This is a genomic window from Maricaulis alexandrii (genome assembly GCF_005871165.1).
In the GTDB taxonomy this organism is placed as follows: Bacteria; Pseudomonadota; Alphaproteobacteria; order Caulobacterales; family Maricaulaceae; genus Maricaulis; species Maricaulis alexandrii.
The window spans coordinates 300703-312726 of record NZ_SWKP01000008.1 but is presented as its reverse complement, the minus strand read 5'-3'; the positions used below and the strand labels follow the sequence as shown (position 1 = coordinate 312726).

Here is a 12024-nt window from a genome sequence, read left to right as displayed (position 1 = left end):
CTAGGCCGTTTCCGCCGGTGATTTGAAATCATCGGCGGAATGGCGTTCGCGCATCTGGGTGGCTTCATCGCCCCAGACCTTGTTGACGCGGATGCCGCGCTTGACGGCGGGGCGGTCATTGATCGCCTTCGCCCAGCGAAGGACATGCGTGTATTCGCTGACCGAGAGGAATTCGGCGGCTTCGTAGAGACGGCCCAGAACCAGAGCGCCATACCAGGACCAGACGGCCATGTCGGCGATCGAGTATTCCGCGCCGGCCAAATAGTCATTCTCCGCCAGATGCTTGTCGAGCACGTCGAGCTGGCGCTTCACTTCCATGGCGTAGCGATTGATCGGGTATTCGAACTTCTCCGGCGCATAGGCGTAGAAATGGCCGAACCCGCCGCCGAGGAAGGGCGCAGACCCCATCTGCCAGAACAGCCAGTTGAAGGCTTCGGTGCGCGCGGCCGGGTCCTTGGGCAGGAAATGTCCGAATTTCTCGGCCAGGTGGACCAGGATCGAGCCGGACTCGAAGACCCGGACCGGCGTCTCACCGGAGCGGTCCAGCAGGGCCGGGATCTTGGAATTGGGATTGATGGCGACAAAACCGGAGCCGAATTGCTCGCCCTCGGAGATGTTGACCGTCCAGGCATCATACTCGGCCTCGGAAATGCCCAGCTCGAGCAATTCCTCGAACATGACCGTCACTTTCACCCCATTGGGTGTGGCGAGGGAGTAGAGCTGGAAGGGATGCTCCCCGACGGGAAGCTCCTTGTCGTGCGTGGACCCGGCAATCGGCCGGTTGATGCTGGCAAAGCGTCCGCCGCTTTCATTGTCCCAGGTCCAGACCTTGGGCGGGGTGTATCCGGTCGTGTCACTCATGATCATTCCCTCTTGGCTTGGGGCGAGATGTAAGAGCCCGGATCCTGCGGACAAGACGCCGGGCTGATCACAGGCTGGTGATCCGGGGCGTGCGGGCTTGCGGGGCCGGTTTGACCAGGGCGGCGCGGGCGAGACGCTGGATCTGGGCGATATAGTCCGGCTGCGACCAGCCGCACCGGCCAACGAGATTGTCCCAGTGGTCCACCGAGAGCAGGGACCAGAGCAGATCCGTGGCCCGGTCCGCCTCCAGTTCCGGCGTCAGTCTGCCATCATTCTTCAGTGCGCGGACGGCGGCCTCGCAGCCATGGCGCATGGCCGCCATCCGGTTGTCCCAGGCCGCGCGCGCATCCTCATCCGTATCGCTCATCGCGATCAGGGCGCGGGCGGTCGGCATCACCACCGGAATGTAATTTCCCCAGGCCTCGATATAGAGGTCGAGTCGCGACAGGCCGTCCTTCGCCGCCCGGCTGGGGGCCAGACGGGCATCGACATCCTCTTCCGCATCAATGTGGCGCGCGGTCTCGACCAGGAGGTCGGCGCGCTTGGGAAAGTGGAGATAGACCGCCTGGCGGCTGACGCCGGCGGCCTTGGCCACATCGCTCATGCGGACCGCCTGACCGGGCCCGGCCTCGAGCAGGCGGCGGCAGGCTTTCAGGATCAGGGTGCGGGTGGATTCGTCTTTTGAGCGGGGCATGACCCTGTTTTCGGAAACGCTTGACACGGTGTCAAGTCCGCCATATTGACGCCGTGTAAAGTTTACATCGTGTTAAGCTGATCAGGAGGCTTCATCATGACCCGAACCCATCCGGCCCAGACCGGTCTGACCCTCATCGTCGGCGCGTCCGGCAAGACCGGCCGCCGTGTGGCAGACCGGCTGACAGATCGCGGCCACAGTGTGCGGGGCGTGTCCCGCTCTTCGCATCCCGCCTTTGATTGGAACCGGCCGGAGGGCTGGGCCCAGGCCCTGGACGGGGTGAGCCAGGTCTATCTGACCTACTCCCCGGATCTCGCCCTGCCCCAGGCCCGGTCCGATATCCGCCGCTTCGTCGATCTGGCCGCCACAATGGATGTGGCCCGCATCGTCCTTCTCTCCGGACGGGGCGAGCCGGATGCCCAGGCGTGCGAGCGCATCGTCCAGCACAGCGGACTGGACTGGACGATCGTGCGGGCCAGCTGGTTCAACCAGAATTTCTCCGAAGGGGCTTTCCACCCCATGATCGAGGCGGGCGTGCTGGCCCTGCCGGCCGGCCAGACGCCGGAACCCTTCATTGATGTCGACGATATCGCGGATGTCGCCGTCGCTGCGCTGACAGAGCCGGGACATTCCGGTGAAGTCTATGAAGTGACCGGCCCGCGGCTTTTGACTTTTGCGGATATTGCAGAGGAATTGTCGACGGTCTTGGGCCGGCGCGTGAGCTATATCGACCTGCCGCGGCAGGCCTTCCTGGACGCCCTGGCCGATGAGGGTGTGCCGGAACCGATGGCCGGACTGCTGGACTATCTGTTCGCCACGGTCCTGGACGGTCGGAATGCGAAGCTGACCGATGGCGTGCAGCGGGCGCTCGGGCGGCCCCCGAAGGATTTCCGGGACTTTGCCCGTGAAAGCGCTGATCAGGAGGTCTGGTCCAGGGCCCCGCGCGTGGAGGCCTGAATGCTGAGCGCAATCCTTCCCCATATCCTGGGACTTGCCGGCCTGCTCTGTGCCGTCATGGCGGGGGTCTTCCTGGCCTTTTCCGACTTTCTGATGCGGGGCTTCATCCAGGCCGGTTCGGTCGCAGGCATGGCGTCAATGCAGAGCCTGAACCGGACCGTCTTGCGCTCGGTCTTCCTGATCGTTTTCCTCCTGCTGGTGCCGGGGCTGGCCGGTCTGGCCTGGCTTTCCCTGTCCAAGCTGGACGGAGCGGAGCGGGTGCTCGTGGTCCTGGCTGCTCTGGTCTATGGCGTCGGCGCCCTCTTCGTCACGCTTCTGGGCAATGTTCCCCTGAACCGCCGCCTCGACCGTCTGCCGGTTGATCGGCCTGACGGGCAGGCCTTCTGGGGCACGTATTCACGTCAGTGGACGCGGCTCAATCATGTCCGCACCGCGGCCTGCGCCCTGGCCGCCCTCGCCCTCATACTGGCGGCGCTGTCGGCCGCCTGACCCTCCCTCTCCAAACAGGATGTCTCACCATGCCGATCATCTATCGCGCCCCGACCCTGCCCGATTTTCTCACCATGCTGGCGGGCCTCATCATTCTGGCTTTCTGGTTGACCGGCCTGGTCACCCTGGCCGCGCCCGAACCGGCTTCGGACATCGCTCTGCGTGTCAGCGAAGCGGAGGTCGACGCGCCAAGCGCCGACCCGCTTTGACCGAGCGGAGCGAGAACGAGGTGGGGCTGGCGGACGCGTCTGACAAATCTCGCTGGCCCCAGCCTTGAGCGCGTTCCAGGTGAGCATCGACCCCAACGCCGAAATCGGCGACAGGCGCGGGTCGAGCGGAGCGGGAACAATGGAGGAAGAGTGGTGCCGCTTGCGTGACTCGAACACGCGACCTACGCATTACGAATGCGTTGCTCTACCAGCTGAGCTAAAGCGGCCTGCCATTCAGGCGTCCCGCCTGTGCAAAATCACCGGCGAGAGGCGGCGGAACCTACCCGCGAAATGCGGGAGGGGCAAGCCCCGGTGCAGCAGGAAAATCACTGGTCATTCAGGCGTGCGAGAACCGGCTCGGCGAGCTGTTTGAAGTCCGGTGCGCCCATATTCTCGATGACCAGATCGGCGCGGGTTTTCTGCGGCTCGATATGGGTGCGATGCATCGGGTCGACCAGGGTTTCGAACTGGTGTTTCACGAAGTCCGGCTGACGTCCGCGCTCGGCCACATCGCGGGCCAGGCGGCGCTGGAAGCGGACATCCCGGTCGGCCTCCACAAAGACGGACAGGTCCAGAACGCGGGCAATGGCGGTGCTGGCCAGCAGGTGCAGGCCTTCAATGACGACGAGCGGGGCCGGTTCCAGCCATTGTGTCTCGTCCCGCCGGCAGTGCGTGGTGAAATCATAGAGCGGGGCCTGCACGGCCTGTCCCGCTTTCAACGCTTCCAGATGGGCCAGGAGCAGGTCGTGATCCTTGGCGGCCGGCTCGTCGAAATTGAACCGGTTGGGATCGAAGCCGGGCCTATTGCCGGCATCGACATAGTAGTCATCCTCGGACAGGACATAGGTGCCGGCATGGGCATTCTGGCGGGCAATCTCTTCGGCCAGACAGGTCTTGCCGGAGGCCGAGCCTCCGACAATGCCGAGCAGCGTCACGGGCGTGGTCATGCCGTGGCGCCGTCCTCGTCATCCTCGTCCCCCACACCGGGATCATCGGGCATGCGCGGGGCGGGTTCGGCAAAGCTGGCGGCAGCGCGGGAGGCGGCGGCCTTCTTCGGGCGCGGGGCTTCCAGCAGGGCGGTTTCCGGTACCGCTTCGGCATAGCGCTCGAAGCGCTCATAGCGCGGATGCGTCAGCTTGTTCTCATCGCCATAGGCATAGACCATGCGCTTCCAGTCATCCGCGGTGTAGGCGAAGAGCCGGCCATCCGGGTCGATGTCGGACCAGTCCGCCTCGGTGGCGGCATGGGAGGCCTTGGTCATCCAGCGGCGGGCCTCCTCATCCTTGCCTTCCAGCCGGGCGAGGCGGGCGGCCAGGGCGCACAGGCGCGAGGACGGCGCGTCATTATTCTTCAGCAGCGGATCGAGGGCGGCGCGGGCGGCCGGCGCATCGCTGTCTTCCAGGGCGACCTGGATCTGGACCAGCTGGCTTTCCCGGTGGCCCGGATTGAGGCTGGCCAAGCCGCGCAGGCGTTCCAGGCGCTTGGCCTTGCTGTCGGACTTGCGCAGTTCACGATAGGCGTGGGCCAGAGCCGGGTGTGGATTGGCCGCCCAGGCGGCCTCCAGCACTTCGGCCGCGCGCTTGTGGCGGCGTCCATCAGCGAGAAGCCGGGCGGCGAGGGCCGCAGCCGGGGCAAAGCCCGGCGCATTGCGATGGGCACTGGACGCCCATTCGCGAGCCTTCTCGGCATCGCTCTGCTCGCACTCCAGCGCGGCAGCGGTGAGCAGGACAGCGCGGCGGCGGCGGGCGACATCCGGGCCGACATGCTTGCGCTTCTCGCCTTCATTGAGCGTGGTGACGGCTTCGTCCCAGCGGCCCTGTGCAACCTGGCTGTCGAACAGGGCTTCAAAGGCCCAGCGGGCGCCCTTGGCCTGCTGGAAGGCGTCGGCGGCATGGGTCTGGGTTGCGGAATGGTCACCCCGGTCATGGGCCAGCTGGGCGAGACCCCGGCGGGCGACGACGCGGGTGCGCTGGTCTTCCAGCAGGGCTTCGTAATGCGTCTCCGCGCCGTCCAGATTGCCGGCCGCCTCGGCGGCGCGGGCGGCGAGCAGGCGGGACAGGGCGGGGCGTTCCAGCAGGGCATCAGCACGGGCGGCCTGGCGGACCGCGGCTTCGCCATCCCCGGCGGCCGAGGCGATCAGGGCGCGTTCCAGCGCGTCATAGCCCTGTTCACGGCGGCGGCGCTTGAAGAAGGACTTCACCTTGTCCGGCGAGGTCCAGAGCAGATAGATGCCCCACCACAGGACGAGGAAGAGGAAGGCGAACAGGATGGTGCCGCCGGCGGCGACCACGAAAGGCATTTCCATCTGCCAGCCGAGGAATTCGAAGGCGGCCGTGCCCGGATTGAGGGCGAGGAAGGCACCCAGCGCGGCGGTCAGGAGCGCAAAGACGACGGCAAGGATGAGGCGGATCATGACGGATCTTCTCCCCGCGCGGCGGCCTCGTCGGCAAGTGTCTGGCGCAGCGAGAGCAGGCGTTGGTCGACATCCTGGCGGGCGCGGGCGGCAATGAGCCAGTCGCGGGCAGCCTCCAGGGCCGGGCCGGAGAGTTGTTCTGTCAGGGTGATGGCGCTGTCCAGATCGTTTTCGGCCAGCCGGGTTTCCGCCAGGGCGGTGATCGCCATTGGTCCACTGCTGTCGCTTTCGCCATCGGTCTGGCGCACGGCGATCAGGCCGAAAAAGACACGGCCCGGTCCCGCGGCTTCGCGGATGGTCTCGCCGGGATAGCTCGCTTCCAGCTGGTCGCGCGTCGGCACGCCGGCGCGGGCGACGCTGGCCAGGGCGGCCAGATCGGCATTGTCGCGCCAGAGGCGGGCGAGGGCGGCGCGCTCGGCTTCGAAACTGTCCCCGGTCTGGGCCATTTCGCGCAGGGCGGTCAGCGCCAGGGCGCGGGCGGCGAGCTGGCGGTCGGCGTTGCCGGTATCGGGCCGGTCAGCGGCGGATTGGGCCGAGGCGGCGGCATCGGAGGCGCGCGACTGGGCGGTTTCCGCCAGGCTCCGCGTCTCGGCGAGTTCGGTTGTCAGGCGGTCCAACTCGGCCTGGAGTTCGGCGATCCGGGGCGCCGGATCGTCAAAGGCGATCGCATTCTGGTCCCCGGCGGCTTCCAGGTCGGCGATGCGCTGGGTGAGGTTTTGCAGGATTTGCGGATCGACGCCGGATTGCGAGGCGGTCCGGGCCGTGTCCAGCGCCTGGCTGGCGAGGTCACGGGTGTCGTCAGCGCCAGTCTCGAGGGCGGACAGGCGGGATTCCATTGCGGTCAGATCGAAGGGCTCTGCGTCGGTGGCCGGGGCGTTTTCCAGGGCGGCGAGGCGGGCCTCGATGGCGGTGAGGTCGACAGGCGCGCCATTCGCAGCGGGGACCGGACGGTTCTCCAGCGCGTCAAGCCGTGTGAGGAGAGTCTCGATCGAGGCCCGGGCCGTGTCGTCGACCGGGGACACCGGATCGGCATTTTCCAGAGCCGCCAGACGGGCCGTCAGCGCCTCCAGATCACCGGACAGGGCGGCGCGCGCATCGGCGCCGGTGTCGACCGGATTGGTGGTGTTATCCAGCCAGGCCTGACCGGCATAGCCCAGCGCGCCACCGGCAGCCGTGGAGAGCAGGAAAACCAGGATCAGCGAGGTCCAGCCGGGCCCGCGCCGCGACGCCTTGTCTGCGGGGGGCGTGTCGCCTGCCGGCTCGAACTCGGCATCGACAGGTTCGGGGTCGAGAGTGTCGTTCGGGTCAGCCATTTTGGCCCATGATTCGCGCAAATTTCGTCCAGCTTAGGACGCGTTGGAAGCCTGCGCCAGTTCCGAACTTTCATCGAGCAGTGCCAGCATCGCTGCTTCCGTCGGAGCGGCGGCGGGAATGAGGGCGCCAAAGCCCGCGCCCTTGAGCGGTTCCAGGCTTTTCTCGGAGATTCCGTACACGCTGACGGAGCCCAGCCAGTGGTGCAGGCCGAACTTCTTGAGCAGGTCGAGAAAGGTCTTGGCGGCGCGGGGCGAATGGATCAGCACGGAGAGCGGCGAACCGGACACGATGGCGGCAATCGCCTCTTCGCTCAGCGTGTCGACCGGAATGGCGCCATAGCCGATGGCATCGCGCAGTTTGAACCCGTCCGGGCGCAGGGCCCCGGCCAGGTCGCCGGCGACATGAATGCCCCGGATATGCAGCAACTCGCCCTTCTCAGGCCGGGTCTTGCGTTTGATCAGGGTGGCCAGATCATCGCTATTGCCGTTGGCGGAATGGACTTTCTTGAAGCCGATCTTGCGCGCCGCTTCAGCGGTGTTGTCGCCGACGGCAAACACGGTGAGGTCGCGCTCATCGCGTCGGGGCCCCCAGGCACGCACACCATTGGCGCTGGTGAAAATCAGGGCCTGGACGTCGGTGAGGTCGGCATCGATGCGGGCGCGGAAATTGATGTCCAGGACAGGTGAAATGATGGGATCAATGCCCATGTCCCGCAGTCCTGCTGCAGTTCGCTCGGCGCCAGGCCAACCGCGGGTCACCAATACCGTCATGCCACTCCCAAAACCTGTTCGAGCCGGTCTCCGGCATCGTCCCGGATGGCCTGACCCAATTGCTGGCCGCTCTCGAACGCCTGTTCGAGCGTCGTGGTTGCCAGATCAATTCTCAGGCTTTTTTGCCATCTTTGTACACCGTCAGGTGTCAGGACTTCGCCCGTGAAATCCATTGATTCATTATTAAGATGGGCCGCGATCGGCGTCCGGCAAGAGCCGTCCAGCGCTTTCAGGAAGGCCCGTTCCGCCGTGATCGCGATACGGGTCGGGACGTGCTCAAGAGCCGTCAGACGGGTGCGGGCATCGCTGTCATCAATGCGGGCGGCCACACCGATCGCCCCTTGGGCGACGGCGGGCAGCATGTCGGAGAAAGGCAGCGGCTCGCGCTCCGCTTCCGGGCGTTGCAGGCGCTTCAGCCCGGCGCGGGCCAGGAAGGTCGCATAGACCTCACCACTCTCCAGCTTGCCCAGGCGCGTGGCGACATTGCCGCGCAAGGGCACCACCGTGATGTCCGGGCGGGCGTGCAGCAGCTGGGCCTGGCGGCGCAGACTGGCCGTGCCGACCACCACGCCTTCCGGCAGGTCTGCCAGCCGGGTCTCGCCACCCCGGGCGAGCAGCATGTCGCGCGGATCCTCGCGCTCCAGAATGGCGCCCAGTATCAGCCCGTCGGGCAGTTCGGTCGGCACATCCTTCATGGAATGAACGGCATAGACTGCCTCGCCGGAGAGCTGGGCCTCGTCGATTTCCTTGGTGAACAGGCCCTTGCCTCCGGCCTCCAGAAGGGTGCGGTCCTGGATCTTGTCGCCGGTGGAGACGAGGCCGAGGATCGGAAAGGCGGCATCGGCGTCATCGCCTTCCAGCCCGCAGGCGCGGGCCAGCCGGGCCTGGACCTCGCGGGCCTGCCAGAGGGCGAGGGGGGAGCGGCGCGTGGCGATCGGCTGGGGTGAGGACGGCGGCTTCACGTTGCAGGATCCTGGTCGAGGGGCTATCGGTCTGCCATGGACTTAGCCCCCCCTTCCTCCTCTACGCAAGCCGACGGACTCATCGTGCTGGGACTGGAATCCAGCTGTGATGAGAGTGCGGCGGCCATTCTGCGCCGCCAGGCCGACGGCCGGATTGAGGTCCTGGCCGATCTCGTGCTCGGCCAGACCGAGGCGCATGCGCCCTTCGGCGGCGTGGTGCCTGAGATTGCGGCGCGCGCCCATGCCGAAGCGATGGACGGTTTGGCGGCAGCTGCCCTGAACGAGGCCGGTCTGTCCCTGGCCGATCTGGACGGGATTGCTGCGACATCAGGTCCCGGCCTGATCGGCGGCGTGATGGCGGCCCTGATGACGGCCAAGGGGCTGGCGCTGGGCTCGGGCAAGCCGCTGATCGCGGTCAACCACCTGGAAGGTCATGCCCTGTCCCCGCGCCTCAGCGAGCCGCTGGATTTTCCCTATCTCCTGCTTCTGGTGTCCGGGGGACATACCCAATTGCTGATCGCCGAGGCGGTCGGCCGGTATCGCCGCCTGGGCTCGACGCTGGATGATGCGGCCGGTGAGGCCTTCGACAAGACGGCCAAGGTGCTGGGGCTCGGCTTTCCGGGCGGCCCGGCACTGGAGCGCTGTGCGCAAGAGGGTGATGCGACCCGGTTCGATCTGCCGGTCCCGCTCAAGGGCAAGCCGGGCTGTGACTTCTCCTTTGCCGGATTGAAGACCGCAGCGCGGCAGATCTGGGACGGGCTGGAGACGCCGACGGAACAGGACAGGGCCGATCTGGCCGCCTCGGTCCAGGCGGCGATCGCCCGTGCCCTGGCCAGCCGGACAAAGCGCGCCATGGACCGGTTTGCGGAAGACTATCCCGATATTGCCCAGCCCCGGCCCCTGGTCGTGGCCGGCGGTGTGGCGGCCAACCGGACCGTCCGAGCCGCGCTGGAAGAGGCGGCCGGGCATGCCGGCTTCAGCCTGATTGCTCCGCCGATGAAATGGTGCACCGACAATGCCGCCATGATTGCCTTGGCCGGACTGGAAAAACTGGTGCGCGGCCAGACGGATGAGCTGGATGCACCGGCACGGGCGCGCTGGCCTTTGGACGCGGTTTCGGCCAAGCTCGACCCGGCAATCGGCTCCGGACGGAAAGGACCCAAGGCGTGACGGATTACCAGCATATTGGCGTCATCGGCGCCGGAGCCTGGGGCACGGCCCTGGCCCAGACCGCGGCCCTGGCCGGCCGCAATGTCAGTCTCTGGTCCTTCGAACAGGACGTGGCCGACGCGATCAACACCAAGCACGAAAACACGGTCTATTTGCCCGACGTGGCTCTGTCGGACGCGGTGGAAGCCGTCACGGCGATCTCTGACCTGGACGCCTGCGACGCGATCCTGGCAGTCGCGCCGGCGCAGCATTTGCGGCGGGTTCTGGAAGGCTTCCTGCCCTATGCGCGTGATGGGGTGCCGATCGTGCTGTGTGCTAAGGGGATCGAGCAATCCTCGCTGAGCCTGATGACGGATGTGCTGCACGAGACGATTCCGCGGGCCCTGCCGGCGGTCCTGTCCGGCCCCAGTTTCGCGATTGATACGGCCAAGGGCCTGCCGACGGCCGTGACCCTGGCCTGCACGAATGAGGCGGTCGGCAATGCCCTGATCGAAGCACTGGGGACGAGCCGCTTCCGGCCCTATCTGGCGACGGATCTGGTCGGCGCGGAAGTCGGCGGTGCCGTGAAGAATGTGCTGGCGATTGCCTGCGGGATTTCCGAAGGGCGCGAGTTGGGCAAATCGGCCCATGCCGCGCTGATCTCGCGCGGTTTCGCCGAGATGACGCGCCTGGCCGTGGCGCTGGGCGGCAAGCGCGAGACGCTGGCTGGCTTGTGCGGGCTGGGCGATCTGGTCCTGACCTGTTCCTCCCCGCAATCGCGCAACATGTCCTGCGGACTGGCGCTGGGGCGCGGGGTCTCGCTGGACGATATTCTCGCCAGCCGGAAGGCGGTCACCGAAGGCGTGGCGAGCGCGCCGGCCGTGGTGGCGCTGGCCAAGCGCCACGGTGTCGACATGCCGATCTGTCAGGCCGTGGACGATATCTTGGCCGGCCGGATCAGTGTCGAGGCAGCGATTGAATCCCTGCTGGCCCGACCCTTCACGCTCGAGGCCCTGTGATGCTGTTCATTGTTCATGCCCGCGACAAGGCGGGGGCGCTGGATGTGCGCCTGGCCAATCGTGCGGACCATTTCGCCTGGCTGACCGGAGACGGGGAGCGTGTGAAAGCTGCCGGACCCTGGCTTAATGAGGCCGGGGAGATGGCGGGCTCGCTTCTGGTCGTGGAAGCCGAGGACCGGGCGGAGCTGGATGTCTGGCTGGCGAGCGATCCCTATCAGAAGGCCGGCCTGTTCGAACACGTGGAGATCGCGCCCTGGCGCTGGCTGGTCAATCCGCCCGAAGGCCTGGTCTCGTGAGACCCAAACCGCCCAGCGGAACCCTCCTGGCGCAACTGGATGACCTGCCCGATCCCGGCGCCCGCGCCTCGGACTGGGAAGGCGGGGCCGTGCTGCTGGTCCGGCAGGGCGATAGGGTCACCGGCTGGAGCAATTTGTGTCCGCATGCCGGTCTGCCCCTGGCCCTGCCGGACGGGCGCGGCCTCCTGCACAAGGGGGAAACCCTGGTCTGCCCGGTCCATGGCGCCAGTTTCGAACTGGAGGGCGGGACCTGCACGGGCGGTCCAGCGGCCGGGGACCGGCTGACGCCGATCCCGCTGGTGCTGGACAATGGCGAGGTGCGTGCCGCCTAGTCGTCCTGGGTCGAGGGCGTGCCGTCGGTTTCGGCCTGGACCCGGGCGGCGGCCTCCGCGAGCGGCCGGCCCATGGTCTCATCCCGCACCACGGCGCAGAAGGTCCCGTCCCGCGAGCGGTGATAGATCACCTCGTCCGTCGCGAAATCATGCGCTGCGCCCGCTGCCCGGAAGAAATCGGCGGCCGCATTGTCGATGATCTGGCGTTGCGGTTCGGCCAGGCGGATGATGGCGAATTCATAGTCGGCCGGCGCATCGCCCAGATTGTGGGAGACCCGGATAATGCCCGAAGGCCCACGCTCGATCAGCGTCTGGCCGGGCTCGAGCAGGGTCGAGGGCGCATCGGCGAAGCAGGCCTCCGATGTGGCCAGATTGTCTTCATTGAAGACGGAGACCGTTTCGGCTTCGGCGTTGTCACCGGTCTCGCCGTCCGGCGCCGAACAGGCCGTTGCGAAGCTCAGAACTGCCAGAGCGGGCAGGGCGATCCAGGTTTTCATTCCGTACTCCCTCGAAGCAACGAGACTGGCTCGGCGTATACCTAGCCCGTTTTGCGGGGGGA

The 12024-nt window shown here is 66.8% G+C and carries 15 protein-coding genes and 1 tRNA gene; 7 read left to right on the top strand and 9 right to left on the bottom strand.

The features are described 5' to 3' along the window. Window positions 1-861 (bottom strand): glutathione-dependent disulfide-bond oxidoreductase, encoded by an 861-nt coding sequence (gene yghU / locus FCS99_RS12545; RefSeq protein WP_138513061.1) that lies wholly within the window; start codon window positions 859-861, stop codon window positions 1-3. 67 nt (window positions 862-928) lie between these two features. Continuing rightward, the gene (locus tag FCS99_RS12540; RefSeq protein WP_138513059.1) at window positions 929-1555 is read right to left on the bottom strand and encodes a TetR/AcrR family transcriptional regulator; all 627 of its coding nucleotides are present in this window, start codon (window positions 1553-1555) and stop codon (window positions 929-931) included. A 96-nt stretch (window positions 1556-1651) separates the two neighbouring features. Here FCS99_RS12540 and FCS99_RS12535 point away from each other — a divergent pair, with 96 nt between their 5' ends. Genes FCS99_RS12535 through FCS99_RS12525 form a run of 3 tightly spaced genes read left to right on the top strand, consistent with a single transcriptional unit; the run spans window position 1652 to window position 3210 of the window. After that, complete coding sequence (locus tag FCS99_RS12535) at window positions 1652-2512, top strand: NAD(P)H-binding protein (protein ID WP_138513057.1); 861 nt, start codon at window positions 1652-1654, stop codon at window positions 2510-2512. Beyond that, a complete protein-coding gene (locus tag FCS99_RS12530; RefSeq protein WP_138513055.1) occupies window positions 2513-3001 on the top strand; it encodes an anthrone oxygenase family protein in 489 nt (162 codons plus the stop codon). It begins immediately after the preceding gene. 29 nt (window positions 3002-3030) lie between these two features. Then, window positions 3031-3210, top strand: coding sequence for a hypothetical protein (locus FCS99_RS12525; protein WP_138513053.1), 180 nt, complete (start codon window positions 3031-3033; stop codon window positions 3208-3210). A gap of 151 nt (window positions 3211-3361) precedes the next feature. Here the strand turns inward: FCS99_RS12525 and FCS99_RS12520 are convergent. The 6 genes from FCS99_RS12520 to hemC form a co-directional block, all read right to left on the bottom strand. After that, window positions 3362-3437 (bottom strand) — tRNA-Thr (locus FCS99_RS12520). A gap of 99 nt (window positions 3438-3536) precedes the next feature. Then, complete coding sequence (gene udk / locus FCS99_RS12515; protein ID WP_138513051.1) at window positions 3537-4157, bottom strand: uridine kinase; 621 nt, start codon at window positions 4155-4157, stop codon at window positions 3537-3539. Continuing rightward, complete coding sequence (locus tag FCS99_RS12510) at window positions 4154-5623, bottom strand: heme biosynthesis protein HemY (RefSeq protein ID WP_138513049.1); 1470 nt, start codon at window positions 5621-5623, stop codon at window positions 4154-4156. The genes udk and FCS99_RS12510 overlap by 4 nt, the downstream gene beginning before the upstream one ends. Beyond that, a complete protein-coding gene (locus FCS99_RS12505; protein ID WP_138513047.1) occupies window positions 5620-6936 on the bottom strand; it encodes a hypothetical protein in 1317 nt (438 codons plus the stop codon). Before FCS99_RS12505 ends, FCS99_RS12510 begins: the two co-directional genes overlap by 4 nt. 33 nt (window positions 6937-6969) lie before the next feature. Then, the gene (locus tag FCS99_RS12500; RefSeq protein ID WP_138513045.1) at window positions 6970-7707 is read right to left on the bottom strand and encodes a uroporphyrinogen-III synthase; all 738 of its coding nucleotides are present in this window, start codon (window positions 7705-7707) and stop codon (window positions 6970-6972) included. After that, window positions 7704-8669 (bottom strand): hydroxymethylbilane synthase, encoded by a 966-nt coding sequence (gene hemC, locus FCS99_RS12495; protein ID WP_138513043.1) that lies wholly within the window; start codon window positions 8667-8669, stop codon window positions 7704-7706. Before hemC ends, FCS99_RS12500 begins: the two co-directional genes overlap by 4 nt. A 36-nt stretch (window positions 8670-8705) precedes the next feature. On the opposite strand from hemC, the gene tsaD reads away from it, so the two are divergent. Genes tsaD through FCS99_RS12475 form a run of 4 tightly spaced genes read left to right on the top strand, consistent with a single transcriptional unit; the run spans window position 8706 to window position 11465 of the window. Then, a complete protein-coding gene (tsaD, locus tag FCS99_RS12490) occupies window positions 8706-9839 on the top strand; it encodes a tRNA (adenosine(37)-N6)-threonylcarbamoyltransferase complex transferase subunit TsaD (RefSeq protein ID WP_138513041.1) in 1134 nt (377 codons plus the stop codon). After that, a complete protein-coding gene (locus FCS99_RS12485) occupies window positions 9836-10837 on the top strand; it encodes an NAD(P)H-dependent glycerol-3-phosphate dehydrogenase (protein WP_138513039.1) in 1002 nt (333 codons plus the stop codon). The genes tsaD and FCS99_RS12485 overlap by 4 nt, the downstream gene beginning before the upstream one ends. Then, a complete protein-coding gene (locus tag FCS99_RS12480; RefSeq protein WP_138513037.1) occupies window positions 10837-11133 on the top strand; it encodes a YciI family protein in 297 nt (98 codons plus the stop codon). The genes FCS99_RS12485 and FCS99_RS12480 overlap by 1 nt, the downstream gene beginning before the upstream one ends. Next, on the top strand, window positions 11130-11465 hold the full coding sequence (locus tag FCS99_RS12475; RefSeq protein WP_233352806.1) for a Rieske (2Fe-2S) protein: 336 nt from the start codon (window positions 11130-11132) through the stop codon (window positions 11463-11465). Before FCS99_RS12480 ends, FCS99_RS12475 begins: the two co-directional genes overlap by 4 nt. Here FCS99_RS12475 and FCS99_RS12470 read toward each other — a convergent pair. Next, window positions 11462-11962, bottom strand: coding sequence for a hypothetical protein (locus FCS99_RS12470; RefSeq protein WP_138513035.1), 501 nt, complete (start codon window positions 11960-11962; stop codon window positions 11462-11464). The genes FCS99_RS12475 and FCS99_RS12470 overlap by 4 nt on opposite strands. Window positions 11963-12024 lie beyond the last annotated feature (62 nt).